Source organism: Corynebacterium aurimucosum, assembly GCF_030408555.1.
Lineage (GTDB): Bacteria > Actinomycetota > Actinomycetes > Mycobacteriales > Mycobacteriaceae > Corynebacterium > Corynebacterium aurimucosum.
The window spans coordinates 2,569,474-2,592,449 of the sequence record NZ_CP047048.1 but is presented as its reverse complement, the minus strand read 5'-3'; the positions used below and the strand labels follow the sequence as shown (position 1 = coordinate 2,592,449).

22 protein-coding genes and 2 rRNA genes are annotated in these 22,976 nt (G+C 59.3%); 15 read left to right on the top strand and 9 right to left on the bottom strand.

Annotated elements, in window-relative coordinates; translation table 11 throughout:
* Positions 1–240 precede the first annotated feature (240 nt).
* Both CAURIM_RS12180 and rrf read left to right on the top strand, forming a co-directional pair.
* Positions 241–3,317 (top strand): 23S ribosomal RNA (locus CAURIM_RS12180).
* Positions 3,318–3,444: 127 nt separating this feature from the next.
* Positions 3,445–3,562: ribosomal RNA gene (gene rrf, locus CAURIM_RS12175) — 5S ribosomal RNA — on the top strand.
* Between the two features lie 433 nt (positions 3,563–3,995).
* Here rrf and CAURIM_RS12170 read toward each other — a convergent pair.
* Positions 3,996–5,048, bottom strand: a complete 1,053-nt coding sequence (locus CAURIM_RS12170) for a pseudouridine synthase (RefSeq protein ID WP_083311465.1) — start codon at positions 5,046–5,048, stop codon at positions 3,996–3,998.
* Between CAURIM_RS12170 and CAURIM_RS12165 the strand changes: the two genes are divergently transcribed.
* From CAURIM_RS12165 to CAURIM_RS12150, 4 genes are all read left to right on the top strand, one after another.
* Positions 4,984–5,124 (top strand): hypothetical protein, encoded by a 141-nt coding sequence (locus CAURIM_RS12165; protein WP_168160887.1) that lies wholly within the window; start codon positions 4,984–4,986, stop codon positions 5,122–5,124. The genes CAURIM_RS12170 and CAURIM_RS12165 overlap by 65 nt on opposite strands.
* A 46-nt stretch (positions 5,125–5,170) precedes the next feature.
* Complete coding sequence (locus CAURIM_RS12160; protein WP_070443215.1) at positions 5,171–6,067, top strand: universal stress protein; 897 nt, start codon at positions 5,171–5,173, stop codon at positions 6,065–6,067.
* Positions 6,068–6,206: 139 nt separating this feature from the next.
* Positions 6,207–6,467: a GlsB/YeaQ/YmgE family stress response membrane protein gene (locus CAURIM_RS12155; RefSeq protein ID WP_201828968.1), complete on the top strand. Its 261-nt coding sequence runs from the start codon at positions 6,207–6,209 to the stop codon at positions 6,465–6,467.
* A 68-nt stretch (positions 6,468–6,535) separates the two neighbouring features.
* Entirely contained in the window at positions 6,536–7,144 is a 609-nt protein-coding gene (locus CAURIM_RS12150) for a TetR/AcrR family transcriptional regulator (protein WP_070443219.1), read from the top strand.
* Here the strand turns inward: CAURIM_RS12150 and yidC are convergent.
* Positions 7,101–8,087: a membrane protein insertase YidC gene (gene yidC / locus CAURIM_RS12145; RefSeq protein ID WP_201828969.1), complete on the bottom strand. Its 987-nt coding sequence runs from the start codon at positions 8,085–8,087 to the stop codon at positions 7,101–7,103. The two genes, CAURIM_RS12150 and yidC, sit on opposite strands and share 44 nt — an antisense overlap.
* Positions 8,088–8,152: 65 nt before the next feature.
* Here yidC and CAURIM_RS12140 point away from each other — a divergent pair, with 65 nt between their 5' ends.
* Both CAURIM_RS12140 and CAURIM_RS12135 read left to right on the top strand, forming a co-directional pair.
* A complete protein-coding gene (locus tag CAURIM_RS12140; RefSeq protein ID WP_070443223.1) occupies positions 8,153–8,911 on the top strand; it encodes a class E sortase in 759 nt (252 codons plus the stop codon).
* Positions 8,911–9,063, top strand: a complete 153-nt coding sequence (locus CAURIM_RS12135) for a hypothetical protein (RefSeq protein ID WP_010188461.1) — start codon at positions 8,911–8,913, stop codon at positions 9,061–9,063. Before CAURIM_RS12140 ends, CAURIM_RS12135 begins: the two co-directional genes overlap by 1 nt.
* Before the next feature lie 20 nt (positions 9,064–9,083).
* Here the strand turns inward: CAURIM_RS12135 and CAURIM_RS12130 are convergent, their stop codons facing one another.
* Positions 9,084–9,638, bottom strand: a complete 555-nt coding sequence (locus CAURIM_RS12130; RefSeq protein ID WP_070443336.1) for a DUF2020 domain-containing protein — start codon at positions 9,636–9,638, stop codon at positions 9,084–9,086.
* On the opposite strand from CAURIM_RS12130, the gene CAURIM_RS12125 reads away from it, so the two are divergent.
* A complete protein-coding gene (locus CAURIM_RS12125; RefSeq protein WP_201828970.1) occupies positions 9,637–10,809 on the top strand; it encodes a sensor histidine kinase in 1,173 nt (390 codons plus the stop codon). The two genes, CAURIM_RS12130 and CAURIM_RS12125, sit on opposite strands and share 2 nt — an antisense overlap.
* 36 nt (positions 10,810–10,845) lie before the next feature.
* Positions 10,846–11,484 carry a LuxR C-terminal-related transcriptional regulator gene (locus CAURIM_RS12120; RefSeq protein WP_010188464.1) on the top strand — a complete coding sequence of 213 codons (639 nt, stop codon included), beginning with the start codon at positions 10,846–10,848 and terminating at the stop codon, positions 11,482–11,484.
* On the opposite strand, the gene CAURIM_RS12115 is transcribed toward CAURIM_RS12120, so the two are convergent.
* Together CAURIM_RS12115 and CAURIM_RS12110 are read right to left on the bottom strand one after the other, a co-directional pair.
* On the bottom strand, positions 11,481–11,798 hold the full coding sequence (locus CAURIM_RS12115) for a histone-like nucleoid-structuring protein Lsr2 (protein WP_070644472.1): 318 nt from the start codon (positions 11,796–11,798) through the stop codon (positions 11,481–11,483). The genes CAURIM_RS12120 and CAURIM_RS12115 overlap by 4 nt on opposite strands.
* A gap of 102 nt (positions 11,799–11,900) precedes the next feature.
* Positions 11,901–12,533, bottom strand: a complete 633-nt coding sequence (locus CAURIM_RS12110) for a DUF6474 family protein (protein ID WP_070443229.1) — start codon at positions 12,531–12,533, stop codon at positions 11,901–11,903.
* 76 nt (positions 12,534–12,609) lie between these two features.
* Here CAURIM_RS12110 and CAURIM_RS12105 point away from each other — a divergent pair, with 76 nt between their 5' ends.
* Complete coding sequence (locus CAURIM_RS12105) at positions 12,610–14,046, top strand: TM0106 family RecB-like putative nuclease (RefSeq protein WP_201828971.1); 1,437 nt, start codon at positions 12,610–12,612, stop codon at positions 14,044–14,046.
* Between the two features lie 125 nt (positions 14,047–14,171).
* Here CAURIM_RS12105 and CAURIM_RS12100 read toward each other — a convergent pair whose 3' ends face one another.
* Together CAURIM_RS12100 and CAURIM_RS12095 are read right to left on the bottom strand one after the other, a co-directional pair.
* Complete coding sequence (locus tag CAURIM_RS12100; RefSeq protein ID WP_236659368.1) at positions 14,172–15,464, bottom strand: copper oxidase; 1,293 nt, start codon at positions 15,462–15,464, stop codon at positions 14,172–14,174.
* 11 nt (positions 15,465–15,475) lie between these two features.
* The gene (locus CAURIM_RS12095; RefSeq protein WP_201828972.1) at positions 15,476–16,627 is read right to left on the bottom strand and encodes an MFS transporter; all 1,152 of its coding nucleotides are present in this window, start codon (positions 16,625–16,627) and stop codon (positions 15,476–15,478) included.
* Between the two features lie 70 nt (positions 16,628–16,697).
* Between CAURIM_RS12095 and CAURIM_RS12090 the strand changes: the two genes are divergently transcribed.
* Positions 16,698–17,570 carry a LysR substrate-binding domain-containing protein gene (locus tag CAURIM_RS12090; protein ID WP_070644475.1) on the top strand — a complete coding sequence of 291 codons (873 nt, stop codon included), beginning with the start codon at positions 16,698–16,700 and terminating at the stop codon, positions 17,568–17,570.
* 316 nt (positions 17,571–17,886) lie between these two features.
* Here the strand turns inward: CAURIM_RS12090 and CAURIM_RS12085 are convergent, their stop codons facing one another.
* Complete coding sequence (locus CAURIM_RS12085) at positions 17,887–18,489, bottom strand: superoxide dismutase (RefSeq protein WP_046647628.1); 603 nt, start codon at positions 18,487–18,489, stop codon at positions 17,887–17,889.
* 163 nt (positions 18,490–18,652) lie between these two features.
* On the opposite strand from CAURIM_RS12085, the gene msrA reads away from it, so the two are divergent.
* A complete protein-coding gene (msrA, locus tag CAURIM_RS12080; RefSeq protein WP_070711717.1) occupies positions 18,653–19,303 on the top strand; it encodes a peptide-methionine (S)-S-oxide reductase MsrA in 651 nt (216 codons plus the stop codon).
* Between the two features lie 24 nt (positions 19,304–19,327).
* On the opposite strand, the gene CAURIM_RS12075 is transcribed toward msrA, so the two are convergent.
* On the bottom strand, positions 19,328–21,169 hold the full coding sequence (locus tag CAURIM_RS12075; RefSeq protein ID WP_201828973.1) for an alpha/beta-hydrolase family protein: 1,842 nt from the start codon (positions 21,167–21,169) through the stop codon (positions 19,328–19,330).
* 140 nt (positions 21,170–21,309) lie between these two features.
* Between CAURIM_RS12075 and CAURIM_RS12070 the strand changes: the two genes are divergently transcribed.
* A complete protein-coding gene (locus tag CAURIM_RS12070) occupies positions 21,310–22,257 on the top strand; it encodes an L-lactate dehydrogenase (RefSeq protein WP_070443241.1) in 948 nt (315 codons plus the stop codon).
* Positions 22,257–22,961 (top strand): glycerophosphodiester phosphodiesterase family protein, encoded by a 705-nt coding sequence (locus CAURIM_RS12065; RefSeq protein WP_201828974.1) that lies wholly within the window; start codon positions 22,257–22,259, stop codon positions 22,959–22,961. Before CAURIM_RS12070 ends, CAURIM_RS12065 begins: the two co-directional genes overlap by 1 nt.
* Positions 22,962–22,976 lie beyond the last annotated feature (15 nt).

Sequence of the window (22,976 nt, the reverse complement as noted above, 5' to 3'; positions counted from 1 at the left end):
ACCCACATGAGCTTGATGGTCAGAGTGCTTAATGTTCTGGTTGTTGGGCTGGTGTGGGGTGTTGTGTGAGAACTGTATAGTGGACGCGAGCATTAAACCATATGCTTGCTGCTGATACGTGCTTTGTGCGTGTGTTGGTGGTGGGTTGTGGTTTGTGTGATTTCTTTGTTCTTTTGTGTTTTGTGTGTTCACACCAACACTGTCTTCTGCTGCTTTTGTGGTGGTTGCCTTGTTGGTTGTGTGTTCGTTATTTAGGGCGCATGGTGGATGCCTTGGCATGCTGAGCCGATGAAGGACGTGTAAGGCTGCGTTAAGCCTCGGGGAGTTGTCAATAAAGCGTTGATCCGAGGATGTCCGAATGGGGAAACCTGGCACCTGTTATGGGGTGTTACCCTTCAGTGAATTCATAGCTGTTGTGGGGGTTTACGCGGGGAAGTGAAACATCTCAGTACCCGTAGGAGAAGAAAATAAAATATGATTCTGCTAGTAGTGGCGAACGAACGTGGATGAGGCTAAACCGTGTGCATGTGATACTTGGTAGGGGTTGTGTGTGCGGTGTTGTGGGCCCCAATGGAAGCCAGCTACCACTGGTTTGCTTGTGTGTTGTTGTTAGGTGAAGTGGTGTGGAAACGCCTACCGTAGAGGGTGATAGTCCCGTAGTTGAAGGCTGCAATGCATGGGTTGTTGGGTTGCCCGAGTAGCAGCGGGCTCGTGGAATCTGCTGTGAATCTGCCGGGACCACCCGGTAAGCCTAAATACTCAGTGTGACCGATAGTGTATGAGTACCGTGAGGGAATGGTGAAAAGTACCCCGGGAGGGGAGTGAAATAGTTCCTGAAACCATGTGCTTACAATCCGTCAGAGCACTTTTTGTTGTGTGATGGCGTGCCTTTTGAAGAATGAGCCTGCGAGTCAGCGGCATGTCGCGAGGTTAACCCGTGTGGGGTAGCCGTAGGGAAACCGAATCCTAATGGGGTGTTTTGAGTGGCGTGTCCTGGACCCGAAGCGGGGTGATCTACCCATGGCCAGTGTGAAGCAGTAGTAAGATGCTGTGGAGGCGCGAACCCACGTAGGTTGAAAACTGCGGGGATGAGCTGTGGGTAGGGGTGAAAGGCCAATCAAACTCCGTGATAGCTGGTTCTCCCCGAAATGCATTTAGGTGCAGCGTCGCATGTAGCTTGGTGGAGGTAGAGCTACTGGTTGGTTGAGCGGGACTACAATCTTAGCAATGTCAGCCAAACTCCGAATGCCATCAATTGTGTTGTGCGGCAGTGAGACTGTGGGGGATAAGCTTCATAGTCGAGAGGGAAACAGCCCAGATCGCCGGTTAAGGCCCCTAAGGGTGTGCTAAGTGGAAAAGGATGTGGGATCGCGAAGACAGCCAGGAGGTTGGCTTAGAAGCAGCCATCCTTGAAAGAGTGCGTAATAGCTCACTGGTCGAGTGGTCCTGCGCCGACAATGTAGTGGGGCTCAAGCACACCGCCGAAGCCGCGGCAAACTTTTTTGTTTGGGTAGGGGAGCGTCGTGCATGTGTTGAAGCGTTACCGTAAGGAGGCGTGGAGTGTGTGCGAGTGAGAATGCAGGCATGAGTAACGAATTGGAAGGTGAGAATCCTTCCCGCCGGATGACTAAGGGTTCCTGGGTCAAGTTCGTCTTCCCAGGGTGAGTCGGGACCTAAGGCGAGGCCGACAGGCGTAGTCGATGGATAACCAGTTGATATTCTGGTACCCGTATATCCGCGCCCATGATAAAGCACTGATACTAACCACCGCGGATACGGATTGTGCACTCTTTGAGTGTGTGGTTTGTTGATGTCGTGGGGCCTGATGTGTGGTTCAAGTGATGGGGTGACACAGTGTAGTAGCCATGCCGCTTAGTGGATTGTTGGTGTAAGCGTGTGAGGTGGTGTGTAGGTAAATCCGCGCACCGTTAAACCTGAGGCGTGATGCGTAGCCCAAGTGTGGGTGAAGTTGGTGATCTAGTACTGTCGAGAAAAGCCTCTAGCGATGTGGATGTATGGCCCGTACCCTAAACCGACACAGGTGGTCAGGTTGAAAATACTAAGGCGTTCGGGTGAACTGTGGTTAAGGAACTCGGCAAAATGCCCCCGTAACTTCGGGAGAAGGGGGACCACACGACTTAAGCACTCTTTGCGAGTGTGGTGGGTTGTGGGGTCGCAGAGAATAGAGGGAAGCGACTGTTTATCAAAAACACAGGTCCATGCGAAGACGTGAAGTTGATGTATATGGACTGACGCCTGCCCGGTGCTGGAAGGTTAAGAGGACCGGTTAGTAGTCTTTTGGCTGCGAAGCTGAGAATTTAAGCCCCAGTAAACGGCGGTGGTAACTATAACCATCCTAAGGTAGCGAAATTCCTTGTCGGGTAAGTTCCGACCTGCACGAATGGCGTAACGACTTCTCTGCTGTCTCAACCACAGGCCCGGTGAAATTGCACTACGAGTAAAGATGCTCGTTACGCGCGGCAGGACGAAAAGACCCCGGGACCTTCACTATAGCTTGGTATTGGTGTTCGGTTCGGTTTGTGTAGGATAGGTGGGAGACTATGAAGCGGCCACGCTAGTGGTTGTGGAGTCGTTGTTGAAATACCACTCTGATCGGATTGGATGTCTAACCTTGGCCCATGATCTGGGTTGGGGACAGTGCCTGGTGGGTAGTTTAACTGGGGCGGTTGCCTCCCAAAATGTAACGGAGGCGCCCAAAGGTTCCCTCAGCCTGGTTGGCAATCAGGTGGTGAGTGTAAGTGCACAAGGGAGCTTGACTGTGAGACAGACATGTCGAACAGGGACGAAAGTCGGGACTAGTGATCCGGCACCTACTTGTGGATGTGGTGTCGCTCAACGGATAAAAGGTACCCCGGGGATAACAGGCTGATCTTCCCCAAGAGTCCATATCGACGGGATGGTTTGGCACCTCGATGTCGGCTCGTCGCATCCTGGGGCTGGAGTAGGTCCCAAGGGTTGGGCTGTTCGCCCATTAAAGCGGCACGCGAGCTGGGTTCAGAACGTCGTGAGACAGTTCGGTCTCTATCCGCCGCGCGCGTTGAAACTTGAAGAAGGCTGTCCCTAGTACGAGAGGACCGGGACGGACGTACCTCTAGTGTGCCAGTTGTTCCGCCAGGAGCATCGCTGGTTGGCTACGTACGGAAGGGATAACCGCTGAAAGCATCTAAGCGGGAAGCCTGTTTTAAGATGAGGTTTCGTATTTGAGGTCCCCCACAGACGATGGGGTTGATAGGCCAGACCTGGACGCACCGCAAGGTGTGAAGGCTACTGGTACTAATAGACCAAAACAAACACACACACTCCTTTTCGAGTGTGGAAACAACAAACACAACAAAGACACAATTATTCACACTGTCGCTTGCGTCCACTACACAGTATCTGACACAACACACCCAACCAGGCACAAAGATGCCTCGAGTGTTTGTCGGTGGCCTATAGCAGCAGGGAAACGCCCGGACCCATTCCGAACCCGGAAGCTAAGCCTGCTAACGCTGATGGTACTGCAACCGGGAGGTTGTGGGAGAGTAAGAAACCGCCGACACCAAACAAAACAACAACTCAATACACAACAAAGAGAGACCGTTGAAACACTACTGTTTCAACGGTCTCTCTCTTTTCGTTTTGCGGTGTTCACCGTCCCCCACAACCCGAAAGTGCAGACCCGAAAGTGCAGACCCGCTGGTCGCAGCCAAGTACAGGCCCGCGTCTGCTGATCAGTCACGCTGCAGGTATGTACTTCCACGTCTGCACTTGTAAAACACGCAACAACCAAGCCCAAGTAGCCAAGCACAGGCCCGGGCTCTTCCACCAAAACCCCGCCGAAAGCGGCCGAGCCGTCCTCAACAACAACGCTTACCCTGCCATCTAAGACACAACCCCACAACCCCGAAGTTGAGAACATCAAGCACCAAACTGCTTTCCAGGGTTCAGGCCATAGCCACTGTTCAGAGGCGATGTTATTTTCGTTTATCTATTTATGGATTTAATAGATGATAGGTCTGTAATGGTAATTGTGATGAGAATTCACGGTCGGCACCAGTTAAGGGGTCAACAAATGAAATGTGCGTTGCCGTCAAATGCATTGGTATCCGCATGTCTTCGGCCTCGGCAGGGTAAATGACCGGGTATATGGGGTCGCCAATAATGGGTGCTCCGGCTTGGAGCATATGGAGCCGTAATTGATGAGTCTTCCCGGTCTGTGGTTTGAGTGTGTACTTCGCTAGCTCAGGTAGTGCTCCGTGGATAGCTTCGTACGGGGCCTTATCTACTGGCTCCACGCCGGCGACTTCGGTGATGGCGTTGACTTCACCTTCGACGATGCGTCCTTGTAGTTCCCCCGGGGTCTTCTCCATGCGGGAGCGCCAGACGGTGCCGGGGGAGACGTCGGCAAGCGGCGCGATGGCTGCGTAGGTCTTGGTGACGCGGCGCTCGGCAAACAGCGTTTGGTAGGCGCCCCGTATGGAGCGGTCCTTGGTAAAGACGAGGATGCCGGAAGTGAGACGGTCGAGGCGGTGCGCGGGGGATAACTCGTTGTTTCCGGTTTTCCGACGCAGGCGCACGGTGGCAGTCTCCGTGATGTGGCGGGCGCGGGGCATGGTGGCCATGAAGGGTGGTTTGTCGACGACCAAAAGGCGTTCGTCTTCAAAGAGAATCGGTATTTCGTATGGGACGGGCGTTTCTGGTGCCGGCATGCGGTAGAAGTACACCACGGCGTTGGAAGCCAGGATGCTGTCGGGGCGTAGGGGTGAAGCGTCTTGGCGTACAACTTCGTTGGCATCGAAGCGTGCCTGTAGCGCGGCCTCGTTGTCTTCGGGGTGCCGGTGGCGCTGCGTGGTGATGAGGTTGTGTACGAAGTCCCACGCAGTGATTGGCCCGTCGGATACGCGAGCGTGAGTGGGGTTTAGTCCATCGCGGATAGGAAGTGGTGTTGCGCCACGCCTTTTTTGCGATATTCTTTGTCCCATGGATTTCAACTCTATTCTCGCACCCGTCATCGATTTCTTCTCTAATGGTATCGGTGCCGTCATTCGTGACATTGTCGTGGCCGCCTACAACATTCTCTTCCCTGCCAACGCAGATGCTGCGACCACCCCACAGGTCTAATAATAGGTATTAGACTGGAAGTGTAAGCACTTCGAAAGGAAAGGTCATGGCAAAGGAAGACATTGTCGTCGTAGCCGTCGATGGTTCGGAAGCGTCGAAGAACGCCGTCCGCTGGGCTGCCAACACTGCGGTGAAGCGGGGTATCCCACTGCGTATCGCATCGAGTTATACGATGCCGCAGTTCCTCTACGCCGAAGGCATGGTCCCGCCGAAGGAGCTTTTCGATGACCTCCAGGCGGAAACCTTGCAAAAGATTGAGGAGGCCCGCGCCGAGGCCCACAAGGTTGCCCCGGATCTGAAGATTGGCCACACCGTGGCTGAAGGTTCCCCGATCGATATGCTGTTGGAGATGTCTAAGGACGTCACCATGATTGTGATGGGCTCCCGCGGCATGGGCGGTCTTTCCGGAATGGTCATGGGTTCGGTTTCTGCCTCCGTGGTCTCCCATGCCTCCTGCCCGGTGGTCGTAGTCCGTGAGGATAACCACGTCACTGAGTCCACCAAGTACGGTCCTGTCGTCATCGGTGTCGATGGCTCCGAGGTCTCCCAGAAGGCAACTGATTACGCCTTCAAGGAAGCGGATGCCCGTGGCGCAGAGCTGATTGCTGTTCACACGTGGATGGATATGCAGGTTCAAGCTTCCCTGGCTGGCCTCTCGGCAGCCCAGGCGGAGTGGGCTGAGGTGGAGAAGGAGCAGGCAGAACTGCTGACCGAGCGCCTTGCAGAGTTCCAAGAGAAGTACCCGGATGTACAGGTGAAGAAGGTTATCGCTCGTGACCGTCCTGTCCGTGCGCTGACGGAAGCTTCCGAGGGCGCTCAGCTGCTCGTCGTGGGTTCCCACGGTCGAGGTGGCTTCAAGGGTATGCTGCTTGGTTCTACCTCCCGCGCGTTGCTGCAGTCCGCTCCCTGCCCGATGATGGTGGTACGTCCGGACTCCGAGTAACCTTCGCATAACTCCGCTATAACGATTCGGGCCCATTTATTGGATAAATGGTGGGCCCGGGTCGTTTTGATGTTTTAACGCGTACGGTGGGAAGTGCGTAAATAAAAGCTATTTACTGTTGAGAGAAGGAGTGAGTGACATGGGACTTGGTCTCGGTTTCTTTGGATCGATTGTTGTTGGCATCATTGCGGGTTGGCTCGCAGAGAAGATTATGAAGCGTGACCAGGGGCTGGTCACCAACCTCATCGTTGGTGTTATCGGCGGCCTCATTGGTGGCGGTTTGCTGGCGCTGTTTAATAAGGATGTCGGCGATAGCTGGTTCCTGATGATTATTACTGCGACCGTCGGTGCTTGCATCCTGCTGTGGATCGTGGGGGCCATTACGGGCCGCAAGAAATAATAATTCGCATACATACCGGTTTGTCTATATTGTATAGATGAACCGGTTTTGTCATGTGAGGAGAAGAAATGGCCGAAAAGAAGTCGCGCCGTAATCGCCCGAGCCCGCGTAGCCGACTACTCGAATCCGCCACGCGGCTCTTTACCACCGAAGGTATCCGCGTCATCGGAATTGACCGCATCTTGCGCGAGGCAGATGTGGCAAAGGCTTCGCTCTATTCTCTTTTCGGCTCCAAGGATGCCCTCGTTATCGCCTATGTCGAGGCCCTCGATGAGGAATACCGCGCAGATTGGCAAAAGCGCACCGAAGATGCCACTGACCCGGAGAACAAGATCCTGGCTTTCTTCGACAAGGCCATCGAAGAGCAGCCAGCCATGGAGTTTCGCGGCTCGCACTTCCTTAACGCAGCTGGCGAATACCCACGCCCAGAGACAGACGCCGAGCGGGGCATCGTGGCCGCCTGCGTGGAGCACCGAACGTGGATTCATTCCACCATCACGGCACTCCTTAACGCCAAGAATGGCTATCCCTCAGAGGAGCAGGCGAGCCAGATTCTTATCTTCCTTGATGGTGGTCTCGCCGGCGCCCGCCTGACCCGTGACGTCGCCCCGCTCGTCACCGCGAAGCAGTTGGCTATTCAGCTTCTGTCGGCGCCTCCGGCCGATTATTCGATTTAAGAATTTTGCGTGCCTCCGCCACAATCGCAGAGTGGCGTTTGCGGGCAGCAGCCAACTCCTCCTCGTACGCAGGGTTGTCCTTGAGGCGCTGTTTGGCGGCTTTCTTCTCTTTCTTCTTTTCCTTAGCCCGCCAGCGTCGAATGCTCTCCCGCCGCTGTTCGTGGACAGCTTCCGGTAAGGGATAGCGCTTGTGCAGGATGAATTCGTACGCCAAAGTCTGTAGCAAGGTGAAGAGGTAGGAGCAGCCCCAGTAGAAAATGATGGTCACGGGGATGGGACCGTTCCACGCTACCGCCCACAGCATCCAGGGAATGAGAAAGACCGTGAGCGCCATGAACCACAACAAGCGGCGCGGAATCTTCTGATCGAAAAGAGTGGTGAGGTAGCCGCGGTAGAGCGTGATAAGGGTGTTCAGCGAGGTGAACGCGAGTGCCGCCACGAGCATCGGCAGGATCAAGTCGTGATGCTCGCGGGCGAAGTCGGTGAGGGGGACGCCGAAGACGGTGGAGGCGCGGAAGGAGGAGACGTCGTCAAGCGTGAGCATTCCCACCGGTTCATTCGCCGAGCCCGAGACTCTAAGGACCACCTGGTAGAGACCGATGAAGGCTGGGAAGATGAGGAAAACCGGGAAACAACCCACCATGGGGTTGTGCTGGAAGCGTTCCTTAAGATCGCGCTGCTTGGTCAGGATAGTGACGGCATCATCGACAGAATCGGCCTGCTTGAGTCGTTCGTTGAGCTCGGTCATCTCCGGGCGCATGAGTGCGCCGATGCGGCCCTGCTTCACGGAAAGCCAATTCAGCGGAGCGATGATTCCCCGGACTGTGAGTACCAGGAAGACGATGGTGAGGATCCACGCCATCGAACCGTCCAGGAAAGAAGCAAATAGCAGGTGCCAGAGTTTCATGATTCCGGAGACCGGGTACATGAAGATGCTGATCATCGCCTACTCCTCTTCCTGCAGGGTGGTGGGGCACTTACACGTTACAGGGAGTCTAAGATGCTGGTATGCCTCACCCCACTGCACGCACTCGACCGACCGTAGGTACCGTCATCGGTGAGCTCATGCTGACGGCCGGCGTGCTGCTGCTGCTTTTCGCTTTCTATGAGTCCTATTGGACCAACATCAAGTCTGGCCAGATGCAGAACCAAGCCAATGAGACGCTGCAGGAAGAATGGCACAACCCGCGAGGAGGGGGCCACGCCCCGAAACTTGGTGAGGCCTTTGCGCGCCTCTACATACCGGCCTTTGGATCGGATTTCGCTTTTGCGGTTCTGGAAGGCACCAACGAGGATGATCTGTTGCGCGGACCAGGGCGCTACACGGAGACACAGATGCCCGGTGAGCCGGGAAATTTTGCCGTCGCCGGGCACCGCGTGGGCAAGGGCGCTCCCTTTAATGATCTGGGAAACCTGGATACCTGTGATGCCATCGTCATCGAAACCGAAACGGAGTGGATCACCTACCGTGTTTTGCCCATTGATGGTGTCCCGGGCGGCTGTTTCAGCCCAGAGCAGCAAGCCAAACCGGAGTACCATTCGGTGCAGGGCCGCCATATCACGCTGCCGGGCGATGTCAGTGTGCTCCACCCCGTCCCCGGTGCGGAGGGGGTTGAGCCCAGCGAATCCCTACTCACCCTCACCACGTGCCACCCGCAGTTTTCCAATGCGGAGCGCATGATCATTCACGCGATGGAGACTGACCGGGAGGCCAAAGCGCCCGGCACGGATGACAATGACCGCCCCGCCGTCTTGGAGGAGAACTAATGTATCGCGCACTCTGGAACTTGTTGCCCGGCCCCACCGCGGTGAAGGCGGTGCTGGCGCTGGCGCTGGCTGTGGGTGTTTTCTTCCTGCTCATGGAGGTTATTTTCCCTTGGGTGGCAGCGCAGATGCCCTATAACGACGTCGCCGTTTAGGCTTTTACACGCTTAGGTCTTTATAGACCTAAGCTCTTGATGGCTTCCTGGGCTATGAGCTGGGGCTTGAGGGTCTGCAGCTGGTTCGACCACACCACCACGGCGTGGTTGTCCTTCTGCACGGCAAAGACCGTGTGGTCCTCAAAGACGCCGCGCCCACCCGACCAGCCATCGAACTCGGCCAGCTCCGTGTCCTCTACCGGTGCGGCCCAATCCACGACGGCCCGGGCCTCCTCCACGCTGGGCATCTGCCGAACCAGGACGGTGGCCTGTGGATCCTCGGGGTAGGACCAGAACACGCAGGCGGGGGTGCTAAAGCGCTTGTCGACGCCCCACCGGGTCATCCTCTGCCCGTTGGTATCGGCCACCCATTGGGTATCCAGATAGGGGCAGTCTTCCCAGTCGCTGACTTCAGCTGTGGCGTCGATAGGTAGGCCATCGCCTGCGTCGGTGTGTGGCACCGAACTTGCGGCCGGGGTGCTGGGCGTGGGGTTGGATGCATCCGAGCATCCTGCGACGGCGAAGCCGATGCCGATCAGGCAGGCAGTAAGCGAGGGAAGTAGGCTGTGGCGCATGACGTCCACACTAGACCAGCGCTCGGTTGAATCGGATGCCCTGCGCAACGGTATCCACGTCCTGACGGCGACGCTGCTGGTGGTGGCAATTTTTACCACGGTACGCCTTCCCCTGTGGCAAGGTGTGTTGAACCTTTTGCTCTTGGTTTCTTTTGCCGTGGTGTACTTCGGGGGGTCGGCCTACTTAGAGACCCTGCCGCGCATCGCGCGTTATGGCTGGATAGTCATTCTCACGGTGTTGTGGCTAGCGGATATGGCGGTGGCGCCCGCGGCCATCTATCTCGTGTTTTCCCTGTATTTTGTGTACCTCTACGTACTGGAGATGATCCCCGGCATCATCTGCGTTATCGCGGCCACGGTGATGACCGTGCTGGTGCAGATACCGGGTGGGTTGTCCTTCGGCGGCATCATGGGCCCCGCGGTATCGGCCCTGGTGACAATCGCGATTACCTACGCCTTCCGGGCGCTGAGCCGTATGAACCAGGAATTGGTGAAGACCCGTTCGCAACTTGTGGAGTCTGAGCGCACGGCAGGCATGACGGCTGAGCGTCAGCGCATCGCCCACGAGATCCACGACACCCTGGCGCAGGGCCTGTCCTCCATCCAGATGCTGCTGCATGCCGCTGACCGAGACCTCGACCAAGAGGATATTCCCAAAGCACAAGAGCGCATTGAGCTCGCGCGGCGCACCGCAGCGGATAACCTCCATGAAGCGCGCGCCATGATTGCGGCACTTCAGCCGGCGGCACTCTCGGAAACTTCCCTGGGAGCTGCCATGACGCGGATGGCGGATAATTTCGTGGCAACCGGTGGGGTCGACGTGTCTGTGGACGTTGAGGGCGATACGCAGCAGTTGCCCATGAAGGTGGAAGCAGCACTGTTGCGGATTGCGCAGGGAGCGATGGGGAACGTCGTCAAGCACGCTCACGCCAGCAAGGCGCGGGTCACCGTGACCTATGCGCCGGATGAGGTGCGCGTGGACGTCGTGGACAATGGAGAGGGCTTTGATGTCGCGGCGGTGGAGAATAAGCCGGCGGGTTTGGGCCATATTGGTCTATCGGCGATGCGCAGGCGCGCAGAGGAGCTCGGCGGAGAAGTCGTGATTGAATCCACGCCAGGCAGCGGCACGGCGGTCTCAGTTAGTGTGCCCTTAGATAACGATGTAGATTAGGAAATTGTCCACACTGTACCAATGAGGAGGAAGCCCGTGATTAGGGTCTTGCTTGCCGACGACCACGAGATCGTACGCTTAGGTCTACGCTCGGTGCTCGAGGGAGCAGAGGATATCGAGGTCGTGGGCGAGGTAGCTACGGCCGAGGCCGCTGTTTCCGCGGCACAGGCGGGTGGCATCGACGTCCTCCTCATGGATTTGCGTTTCGGCGCGGGCATCGAAGGCACGCGCGTCATGGGTGGCGCGGAAGCAACCGCTGCTATCCGCTACTCCATGGAGAATCCCCCCAAGGTGCTCGTGGTGACCAACTATGACACCGATGCGGATATCCTCGGAGCCATCGAGGCCGGAGCGGTGGGCTACCTGCTGAAGGATGCGCCACCGGTGGAGTTGCTCGCGGCGGTACGTTCGGCGGCGGAAGGAGATTCCGCGCTCTCGCCCGTGGTGGCCGATAAGCTGATGACCCGCGTGCGTACCCCGCGCACCTCCCTTACCCCGCGTGAGCTTGAAGTATTGAAGCTGGTGGCGGCGGGTTCCTCCAACCGTGAGATCGGTGTGGAACTGATGCTGTCAGAGGCGACGGTGAAGTCTCACCTAGTCCACATCTACGACAAACTAGGCGTGCGCTCCCGCACCTCCGCCGTGGCTGCTGCCCGCGAGCAGGGCGTTCTTTAAAGATTGTTGGCGTTGCGGTACGCCAAAATCACCTCGTTGGGGATCTTGCCGCGCTCAGCTACCTGGTAGCCGTGCTTGGCGGCCCACGCGCGGACATCGGCTGGCTTATAGCGGCGGGTGTCCTTTTTAACGGGGTGGCGGGCCGCCTTGATGAAGGGGTCCAGCGCAGCGTGGAATTTGTCGGCGTTTTCTTGGGATACGTCGAGAAGATAGTCCTTACCGTCAACGCTGAAGCGGATGACGATCAGTTCTTCCTCACTGAGGGGCTTGTTATCGATATCATCAAAAAACTGAGTGATTTCGCGGCGGGCCATGAATCTCCATTCCGGCTGAACGATGTGGATACGCGACGAGTGTCCTCCCCGCTTGGGGGAGGGTAGTGCGGCTTGAAGGGTAGACGTCTGCGCGCTGAGAGGCTAAGCCCCCAGCTTGGCTTGGATTTCGTCGTTCAGCGAGTCGATCTCGCCGGAAATAGAGCGGTGCGCGCGCTGACGCTGCTGATCGGTCATGTACTCCGCATTGTCAATCGCGGAGTCAAGCTCGTTGAGGCGCTCCTTGACGTCGCGCTTGAAACCAGCGGGAAGCTGCGCGTCCTTGAGAGAGTTGCGGATACCCGCGGTGCGGGCCTTGAGCGGCGCGCCGTGGCCGGAGAAGGACGCCAGCTGTTCGGCGCTGACACCGGCTTTCTGCGCGCGCTTCTTTTCCACCTCGCGCTGGGCGGCAGTGATGCCGCGGTAGATCAAGGGCAAAAGAAGCGGTGCTGCGGTGCGCAGGGCACCGGCATAGCGCTTGACATTGTCCTTATTAAAACGGCCCTGCTTGATGCGTTCGAGTTCTTTCTTGGCCATTTTGTACTCGTGCTGGCGGCGCTTCTTTAAGCCCTTTTCCTCAGACTTAATAAGTGCCTTTTCTTGCTTGGCCAGCAGCTTCTGCTGGCGGTGCTTGGCCTTATCTGCAGCCTTGACCTCTGCCTTTGCACGGGTCTTAGCGGCCTTGATCTCAGCGCGGGCCTCACGGCGGGCCTTGCGGATTTTCTTCATAATGCCCATTGAAACGTCCTTTTATTAATCTATCTTTAGGGTCTCGCTACAACTCTAGCAAGGTGGTCTACTAAGCTCACCTGCTGTGAAGGATGTGCTCGTTGCCACGGATCTTGTGGGCTGCCGTTATCGCTTAGTGCAGCGCCGCGCGCATCCCGAGATCCCACGCACCGCAGTGAGCCAAGCCCGCGCGGAGCGCCACGCGGCCGCCATCGATGCTGCGCTCAGCCGCCTTCCCAAGAAGGGACCGGGGCGTTTCCGCCGGATTGACCTGGAGGGGGATGATTTCGAGCGGGCGCTTGCCACACTGGAAGCACTTGTTCATGGCTATACGCACATTACGAACGCTGTGTTTTCTACTTCCGAGTGGATGGTGCGCGTGGAGCTCCTAGTGCGGGATGGGGACAAATACAGTCCTGTCATCGTTTCTGATCACCGCGTGGCCCGCCCGCACGAGAGCTCGCGTACGCTGGTTGTGCCTACCCATCGTTTGGGGTTGAGTGAGCCGCTACCGGCAAAGTACAAGATTCGGCACCATGCCGTCGATGGCTACCGGTTGGCCTTGGCCGCGCGGGGCTTGGAAGAAGTAGGCCTGAATTCCGGCAGGGGCGCTGCGATTGGCCAGGATCGCAGCCAAGCTTTTGTTACGGATACCTCGCGTTTTGCCATCGATGAGGCGTTGGCGCAGCCACTACCAGCGGGCCCACGCCGCGTTAAAGAGTGCGCCTCCTGCCGCTTTTGGCCTTTGTGCCGGGAGGAGCTGGAAGCCCGCGATGACATCTCGCTCTTCCTGCCGGGCGACCGCGCGAAGCCCTATCGTGAGCGCGGTATCACGACAGTGCAGGGGCTTATCGACGCCTCCCTCGGCGCCCCTTCCGCCCTTGCCGCTGCCTGGCGTGAAGGCGTCCCACTGTTGCGCCGTGACCGGGTCAGCGCTCCCCGCGCGGATGTCGAGGTTGATGTGGATATGGAGGCCTACCTGGATCAGGGAGCCTACCTGTGGGGTGCGCTTCTGGACGGTGAATACCATTCCTTCGTGACGTGGGAACTGCTCGGTGGCCGCGCGGAAGCGGAGAATTTCGCTGAGTTCTGGGACTGGCTCATGCGGGTGCGCGCTGAGGCACATGAGGCAGGAAAGACCTTCGCAGCCTACTGCTACTCCGCCCATGGTGAGAACCATTGGATGCGCAGATCCGCCCAACGTTTTTCTAAGCCCAGTCTCCAGGAGGTGGAAGAGTTCATCTCCTCGGAAGAATGGGTGGATATGTTCGCCCACGTCAAGCGCAGTTTCGCTGGCACTGCGGGGCTGGGCCTGAAGACCGTGGCCCCCGTTGCGGGTTTCGAATGGCCGGAAGAGTTTGATGGTGAGGAATCCGTCAATGCCCGCCGCGCCGCCGTTGCCGGGGATGCCGCCGCGCGGGCGCAGATTCTGCGCTACAACGCGGGCGATGTGCGCGCTACCCACGCCGTCCGCGAGTGGATGACCGATGGCGCGCCGGGAGTGTCCCCCCTCGAGCCCTAGCTTCTCTCTGCCTTCCTGTTTGCAAGGCCCCAGACCTGAAACCCGCAACCTGCAGGTGGGCGTCGCCAAGCGCTTGCCGACGTCCCACCCCTCACCAGGAGGTTGCGGGATCGAGGTCTGGGGATCTACAGGATGAGGCTGAGTCCGCCGAGGATGATGAGCACTGCAAGGGCCACCCAGGCCTGGTCCCAATCCGTGGTGCTCGTCGGGGCTGGGCCTTCGGCCTTCTTGAACAGCACGGCTTTCTGGGCCTTGACCGCGCGGGCGGTGAGGATGGGGAAGACTGCCATGGAACCAAGGCAGAGCAGGGAGGCGGCAACCATGGTGAGGGAACTATCGGTGGCCAGCCACAGGGCGAGTCCGCCGTTAATGAAGACGGATCGCCCGAGCCCCCAGCGGTTGTATTCGCGCAGGCCAGCCCGCACCGCTGAGGGACCGCCGCCCATAGTGGTCGGCAGCATATAGCCCATGACGCCGATGAGCAGTTGGGCGCCAAAGCCCACGACGAGCGCGAGCATGGGAATCTTTGGCTCGCTGGAGAAGAAGTGCTGGGTGGTGTAATAGATCAGACCGCCGAGCAGCCAGAAAGAGGAAAAGAGCACGGAAAGTGCCGGGAAGCTAATGCGTCCACGCGGATCACGCACCACGGTGAGGGCGTTGACGAGCCAGCCCTGCAGGCTGAGCACCCAGCCCAGGCAGTAGAGGATGAGGCCTACCTGCGGAACATTCCAGATGCTGCCCACCACAGTGGCGGTGACGCCCAGGCCCAGCAGGGTGAAGCTTAAGCTCATGCGCGGATTGATTCCTTTGGTGCGCCAGATGGAGGGGAACAAGATGGTCAGTGAGCCGGCTGCCGCAAGGCCCACGAAGCCGCCAATATTGGCGGCCACGTGGGCGATGAGTAGGCGCGGATGGGAGGGATGCGTCGCGAGGAAAGCGCCCAGGGTGGCGCCCACGGCAAGAAAGAAGGCGGAGGCCACATAAGCAGCAACGACAGGGCGGAATCGTTTGGATTCCGCGCGGCGCCATAAGGCAAAGAGGGCCGCGCCGTGCCAAGCCACGGCAGTCGCAACAAGTGTGGCACCCACCTGCGTAAGTAGCCAGTGCCGTTCCCAGGCTTCGACGAGCATCTGACCTACGAGGGTGAAAACGACGCCTGAGTTCAGCAGATAAATGCGTGCGAGCTGCCGGGGGCGGGCAGAAAGAGGTACTTTGAGCTGCACGAACTTCTCGGTGAGATGTTGGGACCACACCACGATGCTGTTGCTGAGGATGCCGAGCGTGAAGAGGTGGATGAGGACCCAGCGGTAGTTCGGAATAAAGGTATGGGTCGCGCCCGCGATGAGGAAGACCATCATCCACAGGCTGACTGGGCGGGATGCCTTCCGGTGCCATGTACGCGGTGACCACTTATCCATAAAACACGATTTTATCCGGTTTTTCTCACGGCCCAACTCAGCGCCGCGATACCCGCTGCGAGGGCTGCGTAGACGGTGATGAAGCCGGTCCACGACAGGGAGTCAAAGAGCACGCCGGCCAGCGCGCCCAGGATAGAACTGCCCAGGTAGTAGAAGAAGACATAGAGGCTGGAGGCCTCCGCGCGGTCGTGGGTGGCAATGTGTCCGACCCAGCCCGAGGCAGTGGAGTGCGCCGCGAAGAAGCCGATGGTGAAGAGCACGATGCCCAGCAGGGTGGGGATCAGCGAACCCATGCACAGTGCGATGCCCACGGCAAAGAGCGCGCAGGAGAGCAGAAGCGTGTTGGCGTGGCCCACTTGGGTAACCAGCCGGCCAGCGCGCGCCGAGGACCAGGTTCCGGTGAGGTAGAAGAGGAAGACCAAGCCGGCCAAGCCCGGCGAGAGGTGGAAATGGTCGATGAGCCGAAAAGCCAAGAAGTTATAGAGGGACACGAAGGTGCCCATCGCCACGAAGGCCACGATGAATAAGGGGATCAGGCGGGTGTCCCGGGCGTGGCGGAAGATGGCGCGCAGCTCCGAGCGGAAGTGGATCTCCTTCGGGGTGAAATTCTGTTGGTAGGGCAGCAAGATCGCTGCGATGATGGCCAGGATGAGTGTGACCAGGCTGGAGCCTGCCAGGGCCCAGCGCCAGGACGTGAGCTCGAGAAGCCCAGTCGGGATGAGACGGCCGGTCAGCCCGCCGATGGTGGTGCCGGCGATGTACAAACCCATGGCGCGGGCAACGTAGGAACTTTCTAGCTCCTCCGAAATCCAGGCCATGGCGGTAGCAGGTGCGCCGGCGATGACGGCTCCCTGGAGCGCGCGGGTGGCGATGAGGATTTCCGGGTTGGGCGCTAGCGGAACAAGCATGCCGATGAGCGTGGCCGCGATGGTGGAGACGAGCAGTAGTTTTCCGCGTCCGATGTGCTCGGAGATGATGGACACGGGGATCACGCAGATAGCCAGTGCGCCGGTGGCTGCCGAAATGGTCATGGCGGCTTCCGTGGGGGACATGCCCATGTCCTCCACCAGGGTGGGCAGCATGGCTTGTGTGGGGTAGAGGCAAGAAAAAATTGCCAGGCCCACGAAGAGCATGGCAATGGTGGCGCGCCGCGTTCTGGTCATGCATCAAGCATGACCTAGCGTGGGTTATGTGTAAAATGTCTAAAAGTTACATAAAGCATGCGAGGTGTGCATGAATCTGGAGGATGTGCGCGGCGTCGTCGCCGTGGCCGACCATGGCCTCGTCGGCGCGGCTGCCGACGCCCTCGGGCTCTCCCAATCCGCGCTGACCCGCCGCGTGCAGCGCATCGAAGCCGAAGTGGGGGCCAGCCTGTTTGAGCGCAGCGGCCGGCGCCTGCGGCTTAATGCCCGCGGCCGGGCCTTCGTGGAACACGCGCGGCGGATGCTTTTGTCGGAAGCCGCTGCGCGCGATGCCGTGTCCCGACTTATGGATCCGGAGCGCGGTACCGTGCGCCTCGATTTCATGCATTCCCTGGGCACGTGGATGGTCCCGGAGCTACTCAAGGCTTATCGCGCTCAACACCCGCACGTGGATATTCGCCTGCACCAGGGGGCGGCCCGGGAGTTGGTGGACAGAGTAGCGGCCGGCGAGTCCGACTTAGCGCTGGTTGGTCCCCGACCTATAAACCCAGGCCCGCTGGGTTGGCACCAGCTCAAGCTGCAACGACTGGGGCTGGCGGTCCCGGAAGGGCATTGGGCGGCAGGAAAAGGCAATGTGCGCATGGAAGATTTTCGCGACGAGCCCTTCATCGGCATGCTGCCGGGTTATGGAACGCGCATGCTTCTGGATTCCCTGGCAGGCGAAGCCGGTTTTAGCCCCCGCCTGGTCTTCGAGTCGATGGAGCTGACCACCGTGGCCGGCCTCGTGGCCGCCGGACTGGGATCAGCGTTGCTGCCGCTTGATGACCCGTACCTGAAAGCCCGCAACCTCATTCCCTTAGAGCCGGAGGCCTACCGTGAGCTGGGTTTGGTGTGGCGCGAGGGCGATGATGCCCCGCCGGTGGAGCACTTCAAGGATTTCGTTGTGGCACGCACCGCTGACTAGCTATCGAACGGCAGCGCGGCCGCCAACGCGCGGAGCGCTTCAGGGCTGGAGACCTCGTGTGGCAGCCTGGCACTGGTGCTCCCAGGCGGCAGAGTGTCTTAACGGATAGGCCAACTGCCCAACATGACGAAGATCCCTCTCGGATCTGCAATGACGGCGCATAACTTTGGCGGATCGGGCAGTTGTGGTCTGGATATCGGGGTTGGGTGGTCCTCCGCAAAGCCTGTAGAGGGAGCCAAAACGCGAAACCGCGCTGAGCCTCAATGAAGAGGACCCAGCGCGGTCAGCTATGTGGCCTTAAATGAGGCCAGAGTGCTTACTTGGTGGCAGCAGCGTAACGCTCAGCAACGTCATCCCAGTTGAAGACGTTCCAGACAGCCTTGACGTAATCAGCCTTCACGTTCTTGTACTGGAGGTAGAAGGCGTGCTCCCACATATCCAGCATCAGCAGCGGGGTGAAGTTCACGGAGATGTTGCCCTGCTGATCGGTCAGCTGCTCAATAATCAGGCGGCCAGCAACATGGTCATAGCCCAGAACTGCCCAACCGGAGCCCTGCAGGCCGGTAGCAACAGCGGAGAAGTGAGCCTTGAACTTCTCGAAGGAACCGAAGTCGCGGTTAATAGCCTCAGCCAGCTCGCCGGTGGGCTCGCCGCCACCGTTCGGGGAGAGGTTCTTCCAGAAGATGGAGTGGTTGGTGTGGCCACCCAGGTTGAAGGCAAGGTTCTTGGACAGAGCGCGGATAGCGTCAGCGTTAGCCTCGCCGTTGCGCTGCTCCTCCAAGGCCTCGAGCGCAGCGTTAGCACCAGCAACGTAGCCAGCGTGGTGTTTGGAGTGGTGCAGCTCCATGATCTCGGCGGAGATGTGCGGCTCTAGAGCATCGTATGCGTAGTCGAGTTCCGGAAGTTCGTAAACAGCCATTTGTGTCATCCTTTCTTTGGGGTACGAGGCCCCATGGTAGGGATCAAATGAGAATTTGGCCACAATATTTTTTCTATGGTAGAGGCCATGAACAAAAACCTGGATTGTGGGCAGCGCAGCGGAGTATAAGGGGAGGACAGCACTAAGTGAAGGAGATCCCAGCATGTTTCTTTTCAAACCAGAACCCAAGCTGGTGGCAGCGGAGGACGCCCTTCCCGGGCGCGCCGAGCCCGTCTTGGATAACCCGCAGCCCCATGCGGTGCTAGGCACTCCGATTACTGGACCGTGGAAGGAAGGGCAGAAGTCCCTCATCATCGCCATCGGTTGTTTCTGGGGCGCGGAGAAGATGTTCTGGGAAACTGAGGGCGTGGAGTCCACGTCCGTGGGCTATGCGGGCGGCACCACGCCTAACCCGACCTACTACGAGGTCTGCCGCGGGCTGACCAACCACGCGGAGGCGGTGCAGATTACCTATGACCCGCAGCGCGTGAGCCTGCGAGACTTAGTGGTCAAGGCTCTGGAGGCCCACGATCCGACTCAGGGCTTCCGCCAGGGCAACGATGTCGGCACGCAGTACCGCTCGGCGTTCTACCCGGAGACCGAGGAGGAGCGCCAAGAGATCCAGCAGCTCGTGGATTCCTACGCAGGCAAGCTTGCCGACGCCGGCTTCGGCGCCACCACCACCGAAGTCACCCTCCTCAGTGAGACAGACTCGGGAGAGTATTACCTGGCCGAGGACGAACACCAGCAGTACCTGCACAAGGTGCCCAACGGCTACTGCCCGCACCACAGCACCGGCGTGAAGTGCGGCTAGTGAAGTGAGCGCACTGGCCGGCGGCTAGAGCTGTTTGCGCACATGCGTGCGGAAGTCGGAAGGTTTGTTGAGCTGGTCGCGCTCCACAAAGGCCCGCATGCGCTCAGCTAGCTCCGGAGTGAGCTGGGTGCGGGTTTGGGATCCGAGGACGGAATCCCAGTACCAGAAGGTTTCCTCGAAGTAGTTGTGCCCGTGGCCGCCCGGCACGTTGAGCGAGTTGATCTGGTCCAGTGCTACCTGCCAGAAGGTGATGAACGGATGCCAGCGCAGGTTGTTAAAAGTATCTGCGTACAAGGTCTGCGGGGTCGGCTCGTGGATCCAGTTGGGGCGGGCATAAATGAGCTTGCTATCCCACCACACGATGGCATCGGAGGCGTGTTGCCCCACCGCTACCCGCGGGCGCTCCCAGGGGCCATAGGGCTCGCCGAAGGCATCGTGCTCCATGTGGGCGGGGACTGCGGCGAAGCGGAGGTGCCGGCCGCCGTCGATAAGCGGCAAGCGCTCCAAGGAGCCGCGTTCGCGGTGCAGGCGGCGCATGAAACTGGTCATCCGGGGCGGCCCAGTGAATACCGCGCCATCGCACGCCGCGAGCAAATCTTCGACCGTCTCATAGTTTTCCACGATGGCATAGCAGCCCAGGGATTCGCCGCTTAAGTACAGCTTGGGGCGGTTATCCTCGGGCAAGAGCTCGAGGCGGGCGTGAACAGCGGCGATGAGCTCGCGCGCAAAAGTGCGGGAGAGGTTCTTATCCACCAGGTAGGAAAACATGGAAGGCAGGTAGTCGAATTGCAAGGCCACGGTGGCGCAATTGCCGCGCGTGAGGAATTCATAGCCACTGACCGAATAATTATTGATCCAGCCTGAGCCGGAGGGCATCTGCAGCACGATGGTGTCGCGGTGGAAGGCCCCCGTGCGGTCCATCTCCGCCACCGCGTGGCGGGCGGCGGCGTGCGGACCACGGCCGCGGATGAGGCCGATGTAAATGCGTATTGGTTCGCGCGCCCGGTCGAAGTGCATGACCTCTTTGATGTCTTGGGCGCGGGGGCCGCGGTCGAGAAAAACGCGGCCTTGTGAGCCGACAGCCGTCCACTGCTCGTGGGACCATGGGCTGCCCGAGCGTTCCGGCTCCCATGGCATGACAGATCCCGGATAGACGAGCTTGTTGAGGGCAAGGCCCTGGACAGTGGCTTTGCGGAGCAGCCGGCGCCAGACCATGCGGTCGCTGGCCACGGCCGCGGCGAAGCCCACCGCGCCGCCGGCTAGGGGCCAGGCAATCCACCGGGGCAGCCAACGCTGCACCTGGAGAGAAAGCTGAGTGACAGTAAGCTGAGCCGCCTCCCCTACGATGAGCAAGGCGCCGTAGCCTGCGGTGCCCACCATCATGCCTAGTGCGGCGGATTGCGGGCCGCGGTCATTGAGTTTGCCCACGAGGCGGGCCTGCTCTGTTTGGTTGCGCAGGGAGCGTATGCCCGCGATGAAGGTTCCGAGCCCCAGCAAGTAGTAGGAATAGCGCCGAGTGGTGGGGCCGACCCGATCCTGGGGGCGCCGGCCCGCGTGGCGTAGAGCGCGCTTCGCTGCGAAAGCCGCGGTGGTGGCGGCGAGATGTCCCGCGCCTTGGCCGATGGCCACGTTGGCAGCGGTAACCCACCACGGGCGTGGCAATAGCGACGGGGAGACGGCTGCCCAGGTCGCTACTTCGGCGCCGAAGAGCCCGGGCCACATATTTTGCGGCAGGCGCCGCCTGCCGGTCATGCGCATTCCAGGGGTGAGATCACTGATGAGCTCCAAGGAAAAGATGGCAGCCTGAAGTCCTGTGCGGGCGGTTTTGAGGGCGATGCGGCGCGCGAGTTGACGCATGCTGGCCATTGAACCAGCTTTGGGGCGAACGTGCAGTGATGCCACTAATCAGACCTAATCGGGCATAAAAATGTGAGATCGGACTACTTAACCTGTGAATTCGGGCGCATAACGAGCAAAACTCGGACATTAGGGGCACAATAGGAGTCATGGGAAATCATGTTGGAAACAAAGTAGTACTCATCGGCGCTGGCGACGTTGGAGTTGCTTACGCCTACGCTCTGGTCAACCAGGGCACTGTTGATCACCTGGCCATCATCGACATCGACGAAAAGAAGCTCGAGGGCAACGTCATGGACCTCAACCATGGCGTCGTCTGGGCCCCGTCCCGCACCCGCGTGACCAAGGGTACCTACGAAGACTGCAAGGACGCCTCCATGGTCGTCATCTGCGCCGGTGCCGCACAGAAGCCCGGCGAGACCCGCCTGCAGCTCGTGGACAAGAACGTCAAGATCATGAACTCCATCGTGGCGGACGTCATGAAGAATGACTTCGACGGCATCTTCCTGGTCGCCTCCAACCCGGTGGACCTGCTGACCTACGCAGTGTGGAAGGCCTCCGGCTTCCCGCACCAGCGCGTCATCGGCTCCGGCACCGTCCTGGACTCGGCCCGCTACCGCTACATGCTCTCTGAAATGGATGACGTGGCACCGACCTCCGTCCACGCCTACATCATCGGTGAGCACGGCGATTCCGAGCTGCCGGTCGTCTCCTCCGCCAACATCGCAGGTGTCTCCCTGTCCCACCGTTCTGAAAAGGACCCGGGCTACAACGAGCGCATCGAGAAGATCTTCGAGGACACCCGCGACGCTGCCTACCACATCATCGACGCTAAGGGCTCCACCTCCTACGGCATCGGCATGGCCCTGGCCCGCATCACCCGCGCGGTCATCCAGAACCAGGCCGTCGCTCTCCCGGTCTCTGCCTACCTGCAGGGCGAGTACGGCCACGAGGATGTCTTCATCGGCACCCCGGCCATCGTTGACCGCTCCGGCGTCAACCGCGTTATCGAGCTGGCCCTCGATGATCACGAGAAGGAGCGCTTTGAGAACTCCTTCAACACGCTCAACACCATCAAGGAAGAAATCTTCGGCTAGTGAAGATTGTCGCCCACAGGGGATACTCCGGGAAATATCCGGAGCTATCCCCTCTTGCCTTTGAGAAAGCGCTCGAGCTACCCATTCACGGTATCGAGTGCGATATCCGCCTGAGCAGCGACGGCAAGGTGGTGGTTCATCACGATCCCACACTGGACCGCACCACGAATGGCTCAGGCCGAGTGTCTCGGATGACCTGGGAGGAGCTGCGCCGCCTCAAGATTGGCGGCGGCCAGCGCATGCTGCTTCTCGACGAACTCCTCGACATGCTCGGGGATAAGAAGCACCACCTCTACATTGAGACCAAGCATCCCTCGGGGCAAGGCGACATCCTCGAAGAACAGATGGTGCTGCGGCTGCGCTACGCAGGGCTTCTCGACGACCCCCGGATCCACATGATTTCCTTTTCCCACCGGGCCATTCGTCGAATGGCAGCGCTTGCCCCGCACGTCGACCGCATCTACCTGCGCCGCGATTGGGAGCGCCATTTTAACCGCTCGGATATCCTGTTATCCCAGCCCACTGGCTTAGGCATGTCCCTGTTGCGCGGCAAGCTGCAGCCTGACGCGATCGGCGCGCACGGCTTGCCCACGTACATGTGGACCATCGATAAACCCGCGGACATGAAGTGGGCGTGGGCCAACGGGGTAGATATTCTCGCCACGAACCAGCCGGAAGTGGCCCTGCATGCCATTGAGCTGTAATGAACAGGTAAGTTG

What these genes read in the sequence shown, in the direction of transcription:
- CAURIM_RS12095 (WP_201828972.1), bottom strand. Translation starts at nt 16,627, where the DNA reads ATGACCAGAACGCGGCGCGCCACCATTGCCATGCTCTTCGTGGGCCTG.
- CAURIM_RS12130 (WP_070443336.1), bottom strand. Translation starts at nt 9,638, where the DNA reads ATGCGCCACAGCCTACTTCCCTCGCTTACTGCCTGCCTGATCGGCATC.
- CAURIM_RS12155 (WP_201828968.1), top strand. Translation starts at nt 6,207, where the DNA reads ATGGGACTTGGTCTCGGTTTCTTTGGATCGATTGTTGTTGGCATCATT.
- yidC (WP_201828969.1), bottom strand. Translation starts at nt 8,087, where the DNA reads ATGATCAGCATCTTCATGTACCCGGTCTCCGGAATCATGAAACTCTGG.
- CAURIM_RS12135 (WP_010188461.1), top strand. Translation starts at nt 8,911, where the DNA reads ATGTATCGCGCACTCTGGAACTTGTTGCCCGGCCCCACCGCGGTGAAG.
- CAURIM_RS12100 (WP_236659368.1), bottom strand. Translation starts at nt 15,464, where the DNA reads ATGGATAAGTGGTCACCGCGTACATGGCACCGGAAGGCATCCCGCCCA.
- CAURIM_RS12165 (WP_168160887.1), top strand. Translation starts at nt 4,984, where the DNA reads ATGGATTTCAACTCTATTCTCGCACCCGTCATCGATTTCTTCTCTAAT.
- CAURIM_RS12110 (WP_070443229.1), bottom strand. Translation starts at nt 12,533, where the DNA reads ATGGGCATTATGAAGAAAATCCGCAAGGCCCGCCGTGAGGCCCGCGCT.
- CAURIM_RS12115 (WP_070644472.1), bottom strand. Translation starts at nt 11,798, where the DNA reads ATGGCCCGCCGCGAAATCACTCAGTTTTTTGATGATATCGATAACAAG.
- CAURIM_RS12170 (WP_083311465.1), bottom strand. Translation starts at nt 5,048, where the DNA reads ATGACGGCACCGATACCATTAGAGAAGAAATCGATGACGGGTGCGAGA.
- CAURIM_RS12070 (WP_070443241.1), top strand. Translation starts at nt 21,310, where the DNA reads ATGGGAAATCATGTTGGAAACAAAGTAGTACTCATCGGCGCTGGCGAC.
- CAURIM_RS12160 (WP_070443215.1), top strand. Translation starts at nt 5,171, where the DNA reads ATGGCAAAGGAAGACATTGTCGTCGTAGCCGTCGATGGTTCGGAAGCG.
- CAURIM_RS12075 (WP_201828973.1), bottom strand. Translation starts at nt 21,169, where the DNA reads ATGGCCAGCATGCGTCAACTCGCGCGCCGCATCGCCCTCAAAACCGCC.
- CAURIM_RS12125 (WP_201828970.1), top strand. Translation starts at nt 9,637, where the DNA reads ATGACGTCCACACTAGACCAGCGCTCGGTTGAATCGGATGCCCTGCGC.
- CAURIM_RS12085 (WP_046647628.1), bottom strand. Translation starts at nt 18,489, where the DNA reads ATGGCTGTTTACGAACTTCCGGAACTCGACTACGCATACGATGCTCTA.
- CAURIM_RS12150 (WP_070443219.1), top strand. Translation starts at nt 6,536, where the DNA reads ATGGCCGAAAAGAAGTCGCGCCGTAATCGCCCGAGCCCGCGTAGCCGA.
- CAURIM_RS12140 (WP_070443223.1), top strand. Translation starts at nt 8,153, where the DNA reads ATGCCTCACCCCACTGCACGCACTCGACCGACCGTAGGTACCGTCATC.
- CAURIM_RS12090 (WP_070644475.1), top strand. Translation starts at nt 16,698, where the DNA reads ATGAATCTGGAGGATGTGCGCGGCGTCGTCGCCGTGGCCGACCATGGC.
- msrA (WP_070711717.1), top strand. Translation starts at nt 18,653, where the DNA reads ATGTTTCTTTTCAAACCAGAACCCAAGCTGGTGGCAGCGGAGGACGCC.